The following is a 17,364-nucleotide window of genomic DNA, read 5'->3' as shown; positions in this document are numbered from 1 at the left end:
GTCCGGCGCTCCCGACGCCTGCCCGTGCGGCACCCCGCCCGGTCGGCGGCCCACCGAGGGCCGGGGAGGTCAGCCGGCCGCGGCGAGGACCAGGGGGAGCACCTGCGCGGCGCCCGCACGGCGGAGCAGGCGGGCGGCGACCGCGAGGGTCCAGCCGGAGTCGGTGAAATCGTCCACGAGCAGCACGGGGCCGGGGGCGGCCGCCAGGGCGCCGGACAGCTCCTCGGAGACGGCGAAGGCACCGGAGAGCGCCCTGAGGCGCTGTGCGGAGTTGCTGCGGCGCACCGCGTGCGCGCCGTCCGGTCCGGTGTACGCCAGGGCCCCCAGGTAGGGGAGACGGCCGATGTCCGCGATGCCCCGGGCGAGGGAGCCGACCAGGTGCGGGCGGGCCAGGGACGGCACGGCGACGACTCCCACCGGCCGGGCGGAGGCGTCCGGTACGCCCGGCGCCCAGCCGCCCGGGGAACGGGCCCAGTCGGCGAGGACCGTCACCGCCGCCTTGAGGACGTCGTCCGGGACCGGCCCGTCGGGCGCGTTCTCGGCGAGGAGAGGGCGCAGGCGGTTGCCCCAGCCGATGTCCGAGAGCCGGCCCAGGGCCCTTCCGGTGGAGCACTGCTCGCCGGCCGGGATGCGGCCCTTGAGTTCGATCCCGAGGGCGGGCATTCCGGTCGGCCACATCCGGCGCGGCTCCACCTCCACGCCCGGGCGGTCCAGCTCCCTGGTCGCGCCCGTCAGCGTCTCCTGAGACACGGAGGTGTCGGCCCAGGCGCCCGCGCAGTTGTCGCAGCGGCCGCACGGGGCCGCGCCCTCGTCGTCCAGCTGTCGGCGCAGGAACTCCATCCGGCACCCGGAGGCGCTCACGTAGTCGCGCATGGCCTGCTGCTCGGCGGCCCGCTGCCGCGCCACCCACGCGTACCGCTCGGTGTCGTACGTCCAGGGCCGTCCGGTGCTCTCCCAGCCGCCCTTCACCCGCCGCACGGCGCCGTCCACGTCGAGGACCTTGAGCATCGTCTCCAGGCGGGTGCGCCGCAGGTCCACCGCGGCCTCCAGGGCCGGCACGGACAGCGGTCGTCCCGCGTCGGCGAGGGCCGCCAGGGTCTGGCGGACCTGTGCCTCGGGCGGGAAGGCGGTGTCGGCGAAGTAGCGCCAGATCGCCTCGTCCTCCTTCCCCGGCAGCATCAGCACCTCCGCGTGCTCGACGCCGCGGCCGGCCCGGCCCACCTGCTGGTAGTAGGCGATCGGGGAGGACGGCGAACCGAGGTGGAGCACGAAGCCGAGGTCGGGCTTGTCGAAGCCCATGCCGAGGGCCGAGGTCGCCACGAGCGCCTTGACCCGGTTCTCCTGGAGGTCGGCCTCGGCCTGGAGCCGGTCGGCGTTCTCCGTGCGGCCCGTGTACGAGACGACCGCGAAGCCGCGCTGCCGCAGGAAGGCCGTGGCCTCCTCGGCGGCGGCGACCGTCAGCGTGTAGACGATCCCGGAGCCCGGCAGTTCGTCCAGGTGCTCGGCGAGCCAGGCCAGCCGGTGCGCGGCGTCCGGCAGCCGGACCACGCCGAGCCGCAGGCTCTCCCGCTCCAGGGAGCCGCGCAGCACCAGCGCCTCGCCGGCCCCGGTGCCGAGTTGCTCGGCCACGTCGGCGGTCACCCGGGCGTTGGCGGTCGCGGTGGTGGCCAGGACCGGTACCCCGGGGGCGAGTTCGGTGAGCATGGTGCGCAGCCGGCGGTAGTCGGGGCGGAAGTCGTGGCCCCAGTCGGAGATGCAGTGCGCCTCGTCGACCACCAGGAGACCCGTGGTGGCCGCGAGTTTGGGGAGCACCTGCTCGCGGAAGTCCACGGAGTTGAGGCGCTCCGGGCTCACGAGGAGGACGTCGGTCTCGCCTCGCTCGACCTCGTCGTAGATCGTGTCCCACTCCTCGGGGTTGGCCGAATTGATGGTGCGCGCCCGGATGCCGGCCCGCTCCGCCGCCCCGACCTGGTTCCGCATGAGCGCGAGCAGCGGCGAGATGATCACGGTGGGGCCCGAGCCGCGGCGGCGCAGCAGGGCGGTGGCGACGAAGTACACCGCGGACTTGCCCCAGCCGGTGCGCTGCACCACCAGGGCCCGTCGCCGCTCCTCCACCAGGGCGGCCACCGCCAGCCACTGGTCCTCCCGCAGCCGCGCCGTCCCCTCGGGGGCGCCGACCAGCTCGGCGAGAACGGCATCGGCTTCGGCGCGGAGCTCCAGGGTGTCCATGCCTCCCATGCAACCCGATGCCACTGACAAACGGCGAACTCACCCAGCGTGACGTCCGGTCCACGAACGGAAGGGAGGTTTCCGCTCGTGTCCACCCGGTGTCCACCCCGTGCCGGTCACCCCGAGGTGAAACCGGCAGACGAACGGGGAGTGAACAATGGGCAACTGGGCAGGGATATGAGTGGCATACCAACGCATTCCCGTCAGCGGCCTCAATTGCTCATTGCCGCTCGCGCACGGGCCCGCAAGAATTGGACCACCGCCCCACAAGGCCCGTCAGCGGTCCGGAAGGACTGTGCCGTGGTGCGCCCCCACCCGACCTTGCCCGCCCAGCGGGCGCGTATCCGAAGGGAGGACCGTGACCCTCGGATTCGCTCCGCCCACAGCCGCCTCGCTCAGATCGTCGTCCGGGTCCGCCAGCCGTCTCGCCCGGATACTCGAACCCTCCGAGTGGGCCGCGGCCGGAGTCCCCCTGCTGAGCAATCCGCGCGAGGTCGTCGGCGGCCTGCACTCCCGTCACGCGCCCGCGCCCGCGACGGCGGTCCTCGCGGTCCTGGACCACGAGGAACGGATCGCCGCCAGCGCCTCGTTCGCCCGCCGCTCCGCACCGGCGGACGGCTGGGAGTTCCGCAACGCGCTCCTGGCGCACCTGCGGCGCGTCATTCCGCACGACCTGCGGAGGCGTGCGCCCGTGCGGACCGCGGTGCTGCTGTACTGCCGCGAGGGGGACGAGCGCTGGACGGAGGAGGACGGAGCCTGGATGTGGGGGCTCCGGGACGCCTGCACGCTGCACGGGCTGCGCTGCGGCGCGTACATCACGCTGACCCGAGGGGGCTGGCAGGTGCTCGGCGAGGGCCGAGGAGGCCGTCGGCCGAGTTCCGACTCGCTTCCCGTGCCGCTCGGCGACGGGCCGGCCGAGTTCGACCGGGTCACGCCGAGGACCGCGAGCGGAGCGGTCGAACCGCTGCGCCGGGCCGCCGCGCGCTGAGCACACGGACGGCACACAAACACAGCGTACGGACTCAGCACTCAGCACTCAGCACTCAGCACTCAGCACTCAGCACTCAGCACTCAGCAGGCGAACGACGCGCAGGCGCCGTTCGCCCCATCCGTCCCACCCGCCCCGCCGGGCCCGGTAGGACCCCGCGGAGGAACGGCCGGTCGGCCGATGGGCGGGGGGGCTGCCGGTCAGACGCCGGCGCCCGCTCCGAGGACCGCCGTGATGCGCTGCGGGTCGCCGCAGACGACGAGCAGCGTGCCCGCACGGGCCATCGCCGTCGGCAGGGCGCGGGCGGTCGCCTCGTCGTCCCCGCCGTTGACGGCGACGATCACCACGGGACGGGAGGCGGCACGCTCCACGGCGGAGGCGTCGGCGAAGAACACGTCGTCGCCGGTGTCCTGCTGGGCCCAGTAGGCGGCTTCGCCGAAGGACAGCTCGTGCGCCGCCCACGGGTGCTGCTCGCCGGTGGTGAGCACCAGGACCTCACCGGGAGCCCGGCCGCTCTCCAGGAGCAGGTCCAGGGCCTCTTCGGCGGCGTCGAGCGCGCCGTCGACGGGGGCGGGGATCAGCTGGAGCTGCGGGGCGGACCGCTGGTCGGAACGATTCTCCGTGCCACCGGCCGGAGACCTGCCGGCTGCGGGGCGCGGCTTCGGCGGCGCGGGCCGGGCGGGTCCGGGGACGGGGTGTCCGGGGCGCGGGGAGGCCGCGGAACGCGGACCGGGTACGGGACGGGGGGTCGACGCGGGGCGGCCGGTGGCCGCGGTGGCGCGGGGACCCTGGGCGCTCTCGTGAATCTGAGGCTCCTCGGGGATGAGAGGCATGGGTGGATGTCTATCAAACGCCGCTGCGCGGGGCATCGGCGGGTGGGCACGCAAGTGCACCCCGGGCGCGTGAGCGGCCCTTCGGCGGCTCCGTGACCGGAAGTTCAGAAGTCGAAGCCGAGTTGGCCCCCGCTTTCCAGCGCGGCCGCCTCGACGGAGAGGCGGACCTTCTTGAGGTGGCGCCACCGGGGCAGCGCGTCCAGGTAGGACCAGGAGAGCCGGTGGTGCGGGGTGGGTCCCAGCTCTTCGAGGGCCGCCCGGTGGACCGGCGAGGGGTAGCCCGCGTTGGCACCGAAGGCGTACGGCACGTACTCCCCCGCCCCGGTACCGGCCTCCAGCTCCGCCATGAGGGTGTCCCGGCGGACCTTCGCGAGGACGGAGGCGGCGGCCACGGCGATGCAGGACTGATCGCCCTTGATCACCGTACGGACCCGCCAGGGGCCGCCGAGGTAGTCGTGCTTGCCGTCGAGGATCACCGCGTCGGGCCGCACGGGCAGGCCTTCGAGGGCTCGGACCGCCGCGAGTCGCAGCGCCGCGGTCATCCCGAGGTCGTCGATCTCCTGCGGAGAGGCGTCGCCGAGCGCGTACGCCGTGACCCACCGCTCCAACTCCACCGCGAGGGAAGCACGGCGCCTGGGGGTGATCAGCTTGGAGTCGGTGAGTCCTTCGGGAGGCCGGCGCAGTCCGGTGACGGCCGCGCAGACCGTGACGGGACCGGCCCACGCCCCGCGCCCGACTTCGTCGACTCCGGCGACGATCCTGGCGCCGGTGGTGGCGCGGAGCGATCGCTCGACGGTGTGGGTGGGGGGTTCGTACGGCATGGCGCCAGACAGGTTACGCCGCCCGGCACCGCCCGCGATACCCGGATTCCCGCCAAGCTCCCGAAAAGCCCCGCCGCTCCACCGCCCGGCCCCTTCACCGCCGCGCCTCGGCCACCTTCGGATTCACTTCCGCACACATGAACCAGTGTGTCATCGCGCGGGGAGCCCCCACGAAAGCCGAACAGTCACCCGCCTCGTACAAGTCATACAGAGAAGAGCGTCGGAGAAGGAAGAAGGGCCGAGGGCCGAACCACCCGAAGGGACCGGCCACAGCCCCGCCACCCCACAGCAAGTCGCACACGCGAAGGCACGGGGTGGAGAAGGCCGCCGGGTCCGGCAGGCATCGCCCCCGGCCCGGCGACACCGGATCACGGTGTCAGGAGACCGTGGCGGGGACCCACTCCGGAAGTTCCTCGGTCTGCCCCAGCCAGTCCGCCGGGGGCGCGCCGGCCGCCGTGGCGGCCACCACGCCTCCCGCGATGGCACAGGTCGTGTCGACGTCCCCACCGACCTGCGCGGTCGTCCAGAACATCTCCTCGAAGTCGCCGAGCGCCCGCGCGGCCGACCAGAGGGCGAAGGGGACCGTGTCGTGCGCGCTCGTACGCCGCCCGCTGCCGAGCACGGCGGCCACCGTGCCGGGGTCGCCGTAGTCGAGCATGTCGCGGGCCCTGCGCAGGCCCGCCCCGACCGCGCTGCGCGGCACCAGGGCGATCACCCCGTCGAGCAGCGCCTCGGGCGTGGGCGGCCCGGCCGGGTCGGCGGCGAGGGCGGCCGCGGCGGCGACGGCCATGGCTCCCACCACGGCCTCGCGGTGCTGGTGCGTCGTGTACGCGGAGATCTCGGCCTGGTGGGTCGCCTGCTCCGGGTCGTCCGCGTACCAGGCTCCGAGCGGGGCGATCCGCATCGCGGCGCCGTTTCCCCAGGAGCCCTGCCCTTTGAAGAGGGCGGCGGCCAGTTCCCGCCAGTCGCCGCCCTCCCGGACGAGTCTGAGCATCCGGTTGACCGCGGGGCCGTAGCCCCGGTCGAAGTCGTGGTGGTGCGCGAAGGACAGGGCCAGGGCGTCCTGGTCGATCCGGTCGTGTCGCGCGAGGACGGCCAGGACGGAGCAGGCCATCTCGGTGTCGTCGGTCCACTGCCAGGGTCCGGGGGGCAGCTCGCGCCGCTTCAGGAGGGGGTAGTGGACGGGTACGAAGAACTGGGAGCCCAGGGCGTCTCCCACGGCCAGCCCGCGCAGGCTGGCCAGGGCGCGGTCGAAGCGCCGGTCGGGTGAGGAGTCAGCGGTCATCGGTCTGCCACTCTATCCGGTGCGGCCGTACGGTTCCGGGGTACGCCAGCGTTCGAACGGCCTGTCCAGACGGTATCTCCCGTCCTCGCCGAGCAGGAGGATCCGCGTCTCGGCGTTGCCGGGGTTGGACAGCGACTCGAAGTCCGCGACCGTCCAGTGGAACCAGCGCATGCAGAAGAGGCGCATGGTCAGCCCATGGGTGACGATGAGGACGTTGGGCGGGTGGTCGGGCGCCTCGAAGCTGCGGTACAGGCTCTCCAGGAAGGCCCCGACGCGGTCGTAGACGTCCGCGCCCGACTCCCCCTGGGCGAAGCGGTAGAAGAAGTGCCCGTACGCGTCGCGGTAGGCCTTCTGGAGGCGTACGTCCTCCCTGTCCTGCCAGTTGCCCCAGTCCTGCTCCCGCAGGCGCGGCTCCTCGCGCACCCGGACCCGCTCCGGGGGGAGCCGGAAGGCGCGGAGGGTCTCGTGGGTGCGCCGGTACGGCGAGACGTAGACGCTGACCGGCTCCTCGCCGAAGAGCTCCCGCAGCCGCTCCCCCGTCTCCTCCGCCTGCCGCCACCCGGCATCGGTGAGCCGCAGGGCGTGGTCGGGCTCCCGTTCGTACACCGTGTCATCGGCATTGCCCTCGGACTCTCCGTGCCGTACGAGGACTATGCGCCGTGGTCGTGCCATACCCCGACCCTAGATCGCCGCTCCCCGGGAGGCTCGGCCGAGGGGTCCACCGGCGGGGAGGGCGGGGTGTCCTCAGACCGTCCAGGAGGGTTCGAGCCGCACCACGTCCCCGTTCAGCGCCGCCACGTCGGCCGCGGTGCGGGCCCGCAGCCCGAGCCTCTCCACCCGTTCCTCCCGGTACTTGCCGTGCTCGGCGGTGGACTGCCACATCGAGAGGACCAGGAACTCGCTGCCGGGCGCCTCCCCGAACATGCCCCGGAGCATGCCGGGGGACCCGGCCATCGCCGGGTTCCACACCTTCTCCTGCATGAGCGCGAAGTGTTCGGCGCGGTCCTCGTGGACACGGCAGTGCGCCACCCGTGCCACGTCGGCGTCGGAGAAACGCGGCTCGAACCCCGTCTTCACGTCGAAGCGGTGGTCGAACAGCTTGACCTGGCCGTTCCGGAACGTGCCCACCTGCGACGCCGCGAGCCGGTCGTGCGACCGCGCCATGAAGGAGTCGTAGAAGGCCCGGCTCTCCCAGAACGCGAAGACGTGGGCGACATCCGGCCGACTTCGGCTCCACCCGCCGCCCTGCCCCCGGAATCCCGGCTCACCGAGCAGCCCCGCCCATTTCCGCTGTCCCCGCTCGAACCCTCGACGGTCCACCACGGTGCAGCGAATCCACTTGACCAGCACCGCGCCATCGTACGGGGCCGGAGAGCGCCCCGGCAGTCCCCGGCGGGCGCACGCGCTCCGGGCCCGCGACCTGGCCGGCCCCGGGTCGGAACGCCCCGGGCACGCGCCCGGTGAGGGGCCGTCAGGACCCTTGTGAAGAAGGGGGATTCCTCGCCCTCCCACCGGCCCGACCGATTCGAGCCAGACAGGCGTCGAGATCCGGCTCGTCGCCCTCCTCCCCCTTCAAGGGCCGGCCCCTCTGTCACAGGGGCGTGACACCATGAGTGATCGGCAGGCGACCGAGGGCTCCGGCCGAGGGACTTCGACGGGGTCGACGGTACGAGGCGAGGCGCGCGGGGGCGCGCGGAGAGGGGAAGCACCATGAGCGGACTCAACAAAGGGGTGGGGCGCGTCGAGGTGGCGCTCAAGTGGGACCCCGCCCCGACGGGTTCCCCGGTCCACGACCTGGACCTCGTCGCCGGCGTCTTCACCGCAGACGACCCGCACGGCGCTCCGGCCCAGCTGGTGCACTTCGGCAGCCGCTCCCCCGACGGCACGATCACGCTCCAGCGGGACAGCCGTACGGGCCAGGGGTTCGGCTACGACGAGGCCATGACCGTGGAGCTGGACCGTCTCGCGCCGAGGTACGCGCGCGTGGTGGTGGGCGTGGCCATACAGCAGAGCGGCGGGCGGCTCTCCTTCGGCGACATAGCGGGCACGGGCGTACGGGTCCGCGAGGGCTACACCGACCTCCTGACCCACGACTTCGCGGACGTCCCGGACGCCCTGTCGGCGACGATCGTGGAGTTCACCCGCACCGGACCGGACAGCTGGACGTACCGCCCGGCTCCCCGGGGCTTCGACGCCGACCCCCAGACCTTCGGCACCCTCCTGGGCACCGCGGTCTCCTGACCCGCCGGGCGCGCGAAAGGGGCGCCGACCTGTCGGTCGACGCCCCTCTCACGGACGGATCAGCTGCAGCCGCTGGTGGAGCCGCAGCCCTCGCAGATGTAGCAGGAGCCGGCACGCTGCATCTTGGTGCCGCAGGAGAAGCAGAGCGGGGCGTCGGCGCTGATGCCGAGCTGCATCTCGACGAGCTCCGCCGAGGTGTGCGCCTGCTTCGGGGCCGGGACCTCGGCCTTCGGGGCCGGGGCGGTGGCGACGGCCTTCAGCTCCGGGGTGCGGGGCGCCGACTGGGCCAGGCCCTCGACGTCGACCTCGTCGTCCTCGGGCTGCTCGTACGAGCCGGTGTCCAGGTGGCGCTGGCGCTCCTCGGCCGAGTGGATGCCGAGGGCGGACCGGGTCTCGAAGGGCAGGAAGTCGAGCGCCAGGCGGCGGAAGATGTAGTCGACGATCGACTGCGCCATCCGCACGTCCGGGTCGTCCGTCATGCCGGCCGGCTCGAAGCGCATATTGGTGAACTTCGAGACGTACGTCTCCAGCGGGACGCCGTACTGGAGGCCGACGGAGACGGCGATGGAGAAGGCGTCCATCATGCCGGCGAGGGTCGAGCCCTGCTTCGACATCTTCAGGAAGACCTCACCGAGGCCGTCGTCCGGGTAGGAGTTGGCGGTCATGTAGCCCTCGGCGCCGCCGACGGTGAAGGAGGTGGTGATCCCCGGGCGGCCCTTGGGCAGGCGCTTGCGGACCGGGCGGTACTCGACGACCTTCTCGACGGCCTCGCGGATCGTCGCCTCGGACTTCGCGGTGACCTGGGCCTTCTCGTCCTCCTTCTTCTTGGCGGAGAGCGGCTGGCCGACCTTGCAGTTGTCGCGGTAGATCGCGAGCGCCTTGACGCCCATCTTCCAGGCCTCGAAGTAGACCTCCTCGACGTCCTCGACCGTGGCCGTCTCCGGCAGGTTCACGGTCTTGGAGAGGGCGCCCGAGATCCACGGCTGGATGGCGGCCATCATGCGGACGTGGCCCATCGCGGAGATGGAGCGCTCGCCCATGGCGCAGTCGAAGACCTCGTAATGCTCGGTCCTGAGGCTCGGGGCGTCGATCACGTTGCCGTGCTCGGCGATGTGGGCGACGATCGCCTCGATCTGCTCCTCCTGGTAGCCCAGGCGGCGCAGGGCCTGCGGGACGGTGCCGTTGACGATCTGCATCGAGCCGCCGCCGACGAGCTTCTTGAACTTGACCAGGGCGAGGTCGGGCTCGAGGCCGGTGGTGTCGCAGGACATCGCGAGACCGATGGTGCCGGTGGGGGCGATGACCGAGGCCTGGGCGTTGCGGAAGCCGTTCTTGGCTCCGAGGCGGATCACGTCCTGCCAGGCCTCCGTGGCGGCGGCCCAGATCGGAGAGTCCAGGTCGTCCACGCGGACGGCGGTGGTGTTGGCGTCGGCGTGCTGCTTCATGACGCGCTGGTGCGGCTCGGCGTTGCGGGCGTAGCCGTCGTACGCGCCGACGACCGCGGCGAGTTCGGCGGAGCGCTTGTACGAGGTGCCGGTCATCAGGGAGGTGATGGCGCCGGCGAGGGCGCGGCCGCCGTCGGAGTCGTACGCGTGGCCGGTCGCCATCAGGAGGGCGCCGAGGTTGGCGTAGCCGATGCCGAGCTGGCGGAAGGCGCGGGTGTTCTCGCCGATCTTCTGGGTGGGGAAGTCGGCGAAGCAGATGGAGATGTCCATCGCGGTGATGACGAGCTCGACGACCTTGGCGAAGCGCTCGACGTCGAAGGACTGGTGGCCCTTGCCGTCGTCCTTGAGGAACTTCATCAGGTTCAGCGAGGCGAGGTTGCAGGACGTGTTGTCCAGGTGCATGTACTCGCTGCACGGGTTCGAGCCGTTGATGCGGCCGGACTCGGGGCAGGTGTGCCAGCGGTTGATCGTGTCGTCGTACTGGATGCCCGGGTCGGCGCAGGCCCACGCGGCCTCGGCCATCTTGCGGAAGAGCGCCTTGGCGTCGACCTCCTCGATGACCTCGCCGGTCATGCGGGCGCGCAGGCCGAACTTCCCGCCGGTTTCGACGGCCTTCATGAACGCGTCGTTCACGCGGACGGAGTTGTTGGCGTTCTGGTACTGGACGGACGTGATGTCGTCGCCGCCCAGGTCCATGTCGAAGCCCGCGTCGCGGAGGGCGCGGATCTTCTCCTCCTCCTTGACCTTGGTCTCGATGAAGTCCTCGATGTCGGGGTGGTCGACGTCGAGGATGACCATCTTGGCCGCGCGGCGGGTGGCGCCGCCCGACTTGATCGTTCCGGCGGACGCGTCGGCGCCGCGCATGAAGGAGACCGGGCCGGAGGCGTTGCCGCCGGAGGAGAGCAGCTCCTTGGAGGAGCGGATGCGGGAGAGGTTCAGGCCGGCACCGGAGCCGCCCTTGAAGATCATGCCCTCTTCCTTGTACCAGTCGAGGATGGACTCCATGGAGTCGTCGACGGACAGGATGAAGCAGGCGGAGACCTGCTGGGGCTGCGGGGTGCCGACGTTGAACCAGACCGGCGAGTTGAAGCTGAAGATCTGGTGCAGGAGGGCGTAGGCCAGCTCGTGCTCGAAGATCTCGGCGTCGGCGGGCGAGGCGAAGTAGTCGTACTCCTCGCCGGCCTTCGTGTAGGTCTTCACGATCCGGTCGATGAGCTGCTTGAGACCGGTCTCGCGCTGCGGGGTGCCGACCGCGCCGCGGAAGTACTTGCTGGTGACGATGTTGACCGCGTTCACCGACCAGAAGTCGGGGAACTCGACGCCACGCTGCTCGAAATTGACCGAGCCGTCGCGCCAGTTGGTCATGACGACGTCCCGGCGCTCCCACGTCACCTCGTCGTACGGATGCACGCCGGGGGTGGTGTGGATGCGCTCGATGCGCAGGCCCTTGCTCGCCGACTTGGCTCCCTTGGTGCGGGAACCACGTGCCGGGCCGCTCGCCGTCTCTGTCATGCCGCCTCCCATATACGGGCAAAACACACTTTGGCGCCCAGATAGTCCCAGGGCACCGTCTTCTGGTACGTCGTTCAGTACTGCTGCCACGAGGGCCGTGAGGCCGTTCGGGGCACGTCTGCCGGGCCGCGCGACGGCGGCCGGTTGCGCCGGGCCGCCGTGCGGCCCGGACCGCCGGTCAGTCGGCGGCGGTGGCGGGAACGGGGACCTCTGGGGTCGCGCCGGTCCCGGGGTTCTCGACGGGAGGCCGCACGCGGAGCTCCGCGATGGCGGCCTCGAAGTCCTCCAGGCTGTCGAAGGCCTTGTAGACGGACGCGAAGCGCAGGTACGCGACGAGGTCGAGTTCCCGCAGGGGGCCGAGGATGGCCAGACCCACGTCGTGGGTGGTCAGCTCGGCGCTGCCGGTGGCGCGCACCGCCTCCTCGACCCGCTGGCCGAGCTTGGCGAGGGCGTCCTCGGTGACCGGTCGCCCCTGGCACGCCTTGCGCACGCCGGAGATGACCTTGGTACGGCTGAAGGGCTCGGTGACGCCGGAACGCTTCACCACCATGAGGGAGCAGGTCTCCACCGTCGTGAAACGACGGGAGCAGTCGGGACACTGGCGACGGCGTCGGATGGACGTCCCGTCGTCGGTGGTGCGACTGTCGACGACACGGCTGTCGGGGTGCCTGCAGAAGGGGCAGTGCATTGGTTCCAGAGCCTCCCTCACGGCACGACTGACAAGCCTCGCGCGGCCCGTCAAGGCCCTGCGAAGCGACCACCAGCATAGGTGATGCGAGCACCCCCGGCAGACCGGGACCACTACCCCTGGGCGGCCGGTGACATCCAACCACTAGATCTTGGGTCGGAGGTGATTTCCGGGCCTTCCGCGTGTCGCGGCGCGCCCGCTCCCGGGATTCCGCCCCGGCGGGTGTGACACTAAGGGCGCCGCCATAAGAATCGCAGGCGGGCGCGGGCGATCGACAGGTGATCACGGGTGATCCACGACCCAGCGGCGAAGGCTACCGGACGGCCCGATCCGGGGTGGCGGCGCGGTGGCTCCGGGCGGCTGAACGCATACACCTCTCCCCAGACAGGCGTAAGGCAATCCGCGAATTTTCACTCGAACGTGTGTTTGGCGCAACCTTTCGAAAGCTACTACCGTTGTGCCAGCCAGGGAGACCATTCGAGAGGGGCCGACGACGTGACCACCACCGCAGACAGTGCCACCATCACCGCCCAGGACCGCTCCCAGGGCCGACTCGAGGCGGTGCACGCCATGAGTGACGTAAGCATGAACGGCGAGGAGCCCGGGCGCCCCGCCCGCGCCCTCCCCGGGCGACCTCCCGGCATCCGGGCCGACAGCTCCGGCCTCACCGACCGGCAGCGCCGGGTCATCGAGGTCATCCGTGACTCGGTCCAGCGGCGTGGCTACCCGCCGTCGATGCGCGAGATCGGGCAGGCGGTGGGCCTCTCCAGCACCTCCTCCGTGGCGCACCAGCTCATGGCGCTGGAGCGCAAAGGCTTCCTCCGCCGCGACCCGCACCGCCCCCGGGCGTACGAGGTGCGCGGCTCCGACCAGCCGAGCACCCAGCCCACGGACACCACCGGCAAGCCCGCCGCCTCGTACGTCCCGCTGGTCGGCCGGATCGCCGCCGGCGGCCCGATCCTGGCCGAGGAGTCCGTCGAGGACGTCTTCCCCCTCCCCCGGCAGCTGGTCGGCGACGGCGAGCTCTTCGTCCTGAAGGTCGTCGGCGACTCGATGATCGAGGCCGCCATCTGTGACGGCGACTGGGTCACCGTCCGCCGCCAGCCCGTCGCGGAGAACGGCGACATCGTCGCCGCGATGCTGGACGGCGAGGCCACGGTCAAGCGCTTCAAGCGCGAGGACGGCCACGTCTGGCTGCTGCCGCACAACGCCGCGTACCAGCCCATCCCCGGCGACGAGGCCACCATCCTCGGCAAGGTGGTGGCGGTGCTGCGACGGGTGTGACCGCACGCCGTCGGCTCTGACGGGGCCCCGGAATCCCTGCGCCGGTTCCGGGGCCCTGCCGTGTCCGGGCCCGTTTCCCCACGGGCCCGGCTCTCAGACGCTCGCCGCCTTCGAGGCGGCGTCGATGGCCGCGAGCGACTTCCGCACCTGGTTGCGGTCGGTGGTGTACCAGAAGTCGGGCAGCGAGGCCTTGAGATAGCTGCCGTAACGGGCCGTGGCGAGCCTGGGGTCGAGGACCGCCACGACGCCCCGGTCGCCGGTGGCCCGCACGAGACGGCCCGCGCCCTGGGCCATCAGCAGGGCCGCGTGGGTCGCCGCGACCGCCATGAAGCCGTTGCCCCCGGCCTCTTCGACGGCCTTCTGCCGGGCGCTCATCAGCGGGTCGTCCGGGCGCGGGAACGGGATCTTGTCCATGACGACCAGCTGGCAGCTGGGGCCCGGGACGTCCACGCCCTGCCAGAGCGACAGCGTGCCGAAGAGACAGGTCTTGGGGTCGGCGGCGAAGTTCTTGATCAACTCGCCCAGGGTGTCCTCGCCCTGGAGCAGGATCGGCAGCTCCGGCATCCGGGTCCGCAGCTCCTCCGCCGCCTGCTGCGCCGCGCGCATGGAGGAGAAGAGGCCCAGGGTCCGCCCGCCGGCCGCCTGCATCAGCTCGGTCAGCTCGTCGAGCATGTCGCCCCGGTCCCCGTCGCGCGCGGGACGGGAGAGGTGCTTGGCGACGTACAGGATGCCCTGCCGGGGGTAGTCGAACGGCGAGCCGACGTCGAGCCCCTTCCAGACGGGCAGGTCGTCGCCGGTGGTGCCCTCGGGCGCAAGGCCGAGCGAGGCCCCGACGCCGTTGAAGTCGCCGCCCAGCTTGAGCGTGGCCGAGGCGAGCACCACGGACCGCTCGGTGAACAGCTTCTCCCGGAGCAGACCGGAGACGGTGAGCGGCGCGACCCGCAGCGAGGCACCGAAGCGGTCGTGCCGCTCGTACCAGACGACGTCGTACTCGGACCCCTGGGTGATCCGCTCCGCGACTCCGTGGACGGTCTCCACGGAGGCCATGGCCTGCTTGCGGACGGCGTCCTCGTCCTGCACGGCCCGGTCGCGGGTCGAGCCCAGGGCCGTGATCACGGCGCGGGCCGCGTCCCGCAGCGCCATCAGGGCGTACGCGAGGTCCTCCGGGATCTCCTCCAGGCGGCCCGGCAGCGCCAGCTCCATGACCCGCTCGAAACCTTCGGCTGCGGTCTGCAGCTGATCGGCGATCTTCTCGTCCACGAGCTTGGCGGCCCGTCGCACCGCCCGATTGACCTGGCCCGGGGTGAGTTCGCCGGTGGCGACGCCGGTCACGCGGGAGACCAGCTCGTGGGCTTCGTCGACGATCAGCACCTCGTGCTGCGGGAGCACCGGGGCGCCTTCGATGGCGTCGATGGCGAGCAGGGCGTGGTTGGTGACGACGACGTCCGCGAGCTTGGCGCGCTCGCGGGCCGCCTCGGCGAAGCACTCCGCCCCGTACGCGCACTTGCTCGCGCCGAGGCACTCCCGGGAGGAGACCGAGACCTGGGCCCAGGCCCGGTCGGAGACGCCCGGCGTCAGGTCGTCCCGGTCGCCGGTCTCCGTCTCGTCGGACCAGTCCCGCAGACGCATCAGGTCCTGGCCCAGCTTGCTGCTGGGAGCGGCCGCCTCGAAGGGGTCGAAGAGCCCCTCCTCCTCGTCCTGCGGCACCCCTTCGTGGAGGCGGTGCAGGCAGAGGTAGTTCGACCGGCCCTTGAGCATGGCGAACTGGGCGCGCCGGCGCAGTTGCGGGTGCAGCGCGTCGACCGTCCGGGGGAGGTCGCGCTCGACGAGCTGGCGCTGCAGCGCCAGCGTGGCCGTGGCCACCACCACCCGCTCTCCCTGGGCCAGCGCCGGCACGAGGTAGCCGAGCGACTTGCCGGTGCCGGTGCCGGCCTGGACGAGGAGGTGGGAGTTGTCGTCGATGGCCTCGGCCACGGCCTCGGCCATGGCGACCTGGCCGGGCCGCTCCGTGCCGCCGACGGCGGAGACGGCGGCATGGAGGAGGTCGGGGAGGGATGGCTTCGTCATAGCGCTCCCACCCTAAGGGGCGGTACCGACAGCCCGGTTACGCGAGCGGGTTGGGAACGGTCCCGTGGACGGCCGCGTGGGGGCGCTCGGACCGATCCCGGTAGCCGTCCAGGTGCAGACGGTTGCGGTTGAGGCAGAGCCGCTCGATACGGGGGGTGAGGAGGTCGAAGAGCTCGAAGCGCTCCTTCAGCTCCGGGAAGCGCGCCTGGTGGCGCAGGATCTCGGCGCGGACGAGGGCCCAGAAGTCCCGCTCGGGCACTCCGAGTTGCTCCTCGCAGAGCGGCGCCAGGTAGCGGAAGACGCCGACGAAGAGCCCCGAGTGGATGAACTGGGTCAGGAAACCGGGCTCCTCCGTCAACAGGACGCCGCGGACGTCGTCCGGAAGGGTGGCGTGTTCGGGAAGAGGGTGGGCACTGATGTTCACATCGTCGACGAAGTCCTTGATCGCCAGGCGTACGGGGACGTCGTCGGCGTCGTACACGACGATGGCGTTCTCGCCGTGGGGCGAGAAGACCGTGCCGTAGCGGTAGAGGAAGTGCAGCAGAGGAGGGAGCAGAGCGGTGAAGAGGTGCTGGAGCCAGTCGGCGGGGGCGAGGCCCGAGCGCTCGATGAGTTCGGTGACGAAGGCCCGGCCGGCCGGGTCCGTGTGGAGGAGGGCGGCGAGGGTGCGGGCGCGTTCGCCCGGCGGCAGTCCCAGGGGCTCGCGCCAGATCGCGCCGAGCAGCTCCTTGTACTGGTAGGGGACTTCGGGCAGCCGGTCGTACAGCGGGTGCTCGACGGTGACGGAGGCCACCTCCCCGAGGAGGATCACCCGGCACTCGTCCCGCAGGAACGGGTCGGTGTCGCGCAGTCCGTGGACCCAGGAGGTCACGGCGGGGGCGGCGAGGGTGCGTTCGGTGGGCAGTCCGCGCCAGACGAGGGTGTTGAGCACGGAGAGGGGGAGCTTGACGGTGTGCCGGTCGGGGCGGCTGGTGTTGAGGAAGGTACGGACGGACTGCTGCGGCAGGCGGAGGTCTCCGTCGGTGGGGAGGGGGACGATGTCTCCGGAGGCGACGGCCGGCGCGTAGAGCGGGAGCAGGATCTCGTCCCACTGCCAGGGGTGGACGGGGAGCAGGAGGTAGTCGTCGGGTGCGTGGCCACGGGCGCTGAGGGCGGTGCGGAAGGCGGCACGGACCTCGGGGTCGAGTTCCCGGGCGTAGAGGAGATCGGGGGTTTCGAGGCCGGGGACGCCCCGGTAGGCGGCGAGGCGGTTGCTGACGGCGATCCACGGCAACCGGACGGGGCGGCGTGCCTCGGGGGCCCAGCGGGCGGTGTCGGAGGCGGAGAAGCCGATGCGCCCCTTGTTGAGGACGAGCCAGGGGTGGCCGGTCTGGTGGCCTTCGAGCTCCGTGTAGGGGAGGTCGGCCAGCTCGTTCGCGGTGAGGGCCGTGTGGTCGAGGCGGGTGTCGGCGGCGAGGGTGGCGGAGAGTTCGCGGATGAGGTGGCCGAGGGTGGCGCCGTCGAGCCGGAGGAGACCGCGGGCGCGGACCAGGAGGTCGAAGGGGTCGGTCAGGGGGCGGCCCTCGTGGGTGATCGAGTCGGCGGCGACGCGCCAGCTGCCGTAGGCGCCACGGCGGGCGCGGAAGGTGAGCGTGGTGCCGTCGTCCAGCCGCAGCGCGTAACGGTCGGGGTCGCCGTCCTCGTCTCCGTTCTTGTCCACGTCCTCGACGGGGACGGGTTCGAGGACCTCTTCGTACGCGAACTCGGCGAGGAGCTTGGCGAGGAGACGGGAGGAGGCACGGGTCCAGGCGGCGGCGTTCAGCTCGGGGGGCGCGAGCAGTTCGGGCGCGGGGGCAGGAGCGCCGGACGCGGGAGCCGGGGAACCGGTCGGCACGCGGATCGGGGCGCCGGGTGCGGAGGCCGGGGTGTCGGGCGCGAGGGCGGGAGCCGGGATGGAGGAGGGAGCGGAAGTCGGGCCGGAAGGGGTGGATG

The 17,364-nt window shown here is 72.1% G+C and carries 13 protein-coding genes; 3 read left to right on the top strand and 10 right to left on the bottom strand.

The genetic code is table 11. The features are described 5' to 3' along the window. Nucleotides 1–69: 69 nt before the first annotated feature. Nucleotides 70–2,229: a RecQ family ATP-dependent DNA helicase gene (locus tag ACFY7E_RS26435; protein ID WP_389488925.1), complete on the bottom strand. Its 2,160-nt coding sequence runs from the start codon at nucleotides 2,227–2,229 to the stop codon at nucleotides 70–72. Nucleotides 2,230–2,587: 358 nt separating this feature from the next. On the opposite strand from ACFY7E_RS26435, the gene ACFY7E_RS26430 reads away from it, so the two are divergent. Continuing rightward, entirely contained in the window at nucleotides 2,588–3,217 is a 630-nt protein-coding gene (locus ACFY7E_RS26430) for a hypothetical protein (RefSeq protein ID WP_389488923.1), read from the top strand. A gap of 200 nt (nucleotides 3,218–3,417) precedes the next feature. Here the strand turns inward: ACFY7E_RS26430 and ACFY7E_RS26425 are convergent, their stop codons facing one another. The 5 genes from ACFY7E_RS26425 to ACFY7E_RS26405 form a co-directional block, all read right to left on the bottom strand. Further along, nucleotides 3,418–4,050 (bottom strand): hypothetical protein, encoded by a 633-nt coding sequence (locus tag ACFY7E_RS26425; protein WP_389488920.1) that lies wholly within the window; start codon nucleotides 4,048–4,050, stop codon nucleotides 3,418–3,420. 104 nt (nucleotides 4,051–4,154) lie between these two features. Next, nucleotides 4,155–4,871 (bottom strand): ribonuclease HII, encoded by a 717-nt coding sequence (locus ACFY7E_RS26420; RefSeq protein WP_389488918.1) that lies wholly within the window; start codon nucleotides 4,869–4,871, stop codon nucleotides 4,155–4,157. A 376-nt stretch (nucleotides 4,872–5,247) separates the two neighbouring features. Continuing rightward, on the bottom strand, nucleotides 5,248–6,156 hold the full coding sequence (locus ACFY7E_RS26415) for an ADP-ribosylglycohydrolase family protein (protein WP_383434991.1): 909 nt from the start codon (nucleotides 6,154–6,156) through the stop codon (nucleotides 5,248–5,250). 12 nt (nucleotides 6,157–6,168) lie between these two features. Further along, nucleotides 6,169–6,828 (bottom strand): histidine phosphatase family protein, encoded by a 660-nt coding sequence (locus ACFY7E_RS26410; protein WP_389488916.1) that lies wholly within the window; start codon nucleotides 6,826–6,828, stop codon nucleotides 6,169–6,171. A gap of 72 nt (nucleotides 6,829–6,900) precedes the next feature. Then, on the bottom strand, nucleotides 6,901–7,506 hold the full coding sequence (locus ACFY7E_RS26405) for a YdbC family protein (RefSeq protein ID WP_389488913.1): 606 nt from the start codon (nucleotides 7,504–7,506) through the stop codon (nucleotides 6,901–6,903). A gap of 360 nt (nucleotides 7,507–7,866) precedes the next feature. Here ACFY7E_RS26405 and ACFY7E_RS26400 point away from each other — a divergent pair, with 360 nt between their 5' ends. Next, nucleotides 7,867–8,397 (top strand): TerD family protein, encoded by a 531-nt coding sequence (locus ACFY7E_RS26400; protein WP_383434982.1) that lies wholly within the window; start codon nucleotides 7,867–7,869, stop codon nucleotides 8,395–8,397. A 59-nt stretch (nucleotides 8,398–8,456) separates the two neighbouring features. Here ACFY7E_RS26400 and ACFY7E_RS26395 read toward each other — a convergent pair whose 3' ends face one another. Next, entirely contained in the window at nucleotides 8,457–11,354 is a 2,898-nt protein-coding gene (locus tag ACFY7E_RS26395; protein ID WP_389488911.1) for a vitamin B12-dependent ribonucleotide reductase, read from the bottom strand. A gap of 178 nt (nucleotides 11,355–11,532) precedes the next feature. Beyond that, nucleotides 11,533–12,042, bottom strand: a complete 510-nt coding sequence (gene nrdR / locus ACFY7E_RS26390) for a transcriptional regulator NrdR (protein WP_383434977.1) — start codon at nucleotides 12,040–12,042, stop codon at nucleotides 11,533–11,535. 495 nt (nucleotides 12,043–12,537) lie between these two features. On the opposite strand from nrdR, the gene lexA reads away from it, so the two are divergent. Continuing rightward, nucleotides 12,538–13,326 carry a transcriptional repressor LexA gene (gene lexA / locus ACFY7E_RS26385; protein ID WP_383434974.1) on the top strand — a complete coding sequence of 263 codons (789 nt, stop codon included), beginning with the start codon at nucleotides 12,538–12,540 and terminating at the stop codon, nucleotides 13,324–13,326. A gap of 93 nt (nucleotides 13,327–13,419) precedes the next feature. Here lexA and ACFY7E_RS26380 read toward each other — a convergent pair whose 3' ends face one another. Next, entirely contained in the window at nucleotides 13,420–15,393 is a 1,974-nt protein-coding gene (locus ACFY7E_RS26380) for an ATP-dependent DNA helicase (RefSeq protein ID WP_383434970.1), read from the bottom strand. A gap of 37 nt (nucleotides 15,394–15,430) precedes the next feature. Then, nucleotides 15,431–17,266: an IucA/IucC family protein gene (locus tag ACFY7E_RS26375; protein ID WP_389489013.1), complete on the bottom strand. Its 1,836-nt coding sequence runs from the start codon at nucleotides 17,264–17,266 to the stop codon at nucleotides 15,431–15,433. Nucleotides 17,267–17,364 lie beyond the last annotated feature (98 nt).

It is taken from the genome of Streptomyces sp. NPDC012825 (assembly GCF_042900925.1).
Lineage (GTDB): Bacteria > Actinomycetota > Actinomycetes > Streptomycetales > Streptomycetaceae > Streptomyces.
Note: the sequence above shows the minus strand (reverse complement) of the source record. Positions and strands in the feature narration are given on the sequence as shown.

Bases quoted from the DNA above. Each gene is read 5' to 3' on its own strand.
- ACFY7E_RS26415 (WP_383434991.1), bottom strand. From the start codon at position 6,156: ATGACCGCTGACTCCTCACCCGACCGGCGCTTCGACCGCGCCCTGGCC.
- ACFY7E_RS26435 (WP_389488925.1), bottom strand. From the start codon at position 2,229: ATGGACACCCTGGAGCTCCGCGCCGAAGCCGATGCCGTTCTCGCCGAG.
- ACFY7E_RS26420 (WP_389488918.1), bottom strand. From the start codon at position 4,871: ATGCCGTACGAACCCCCCACCCACACCGTCGAGCGATCGCTCCGCGCC.
- ACFY7E_RS26425 (WP_389488920.1), bottom strand. From the start codon at position 4,050: ATGCCTCTCATCCCCGAGGAGCCTCAGATTCACGAGAGCGCCCAGGGT.
- ACFY7E_RS26400 (WP_383434982.1), top strand. From the start codon at position 7,867: ATGAGCGGACTCAACAAAGGGGTGGGGCGCGTCGAGGTGGCGCTCAAG.
- ACFY7E_RS26380 (WP_383434970.1), bottom strand. From the start codon at position 15,393: ATGACGAAGCCATCCCTCCCCGACCTCCTCCATGCCGCCGTCTCCGCC.
- ACFY7E_RS26395 (WP_389488911.1), bottom strand. From the start codon at position 11,354: ATGACAGAGACGGCGAGCGGCCCGGCACGTGGTTCCCGCACCAAGGGA.
- ACFY7E_RS26410 (WP_389488916.1), bottom strand. From the start codon at position 6,828: ATGGCACGACCACGGCGCATAGTCCTCGTACGGCACGGAGAGTCCGAG.
- nrdR (WP_383434977.1), bottom strand. From the start codon at position 12,042: ATGCACTGCCCCTTCTGCAGGCACCCCGACAGCCGTGTCGTCGACAGT.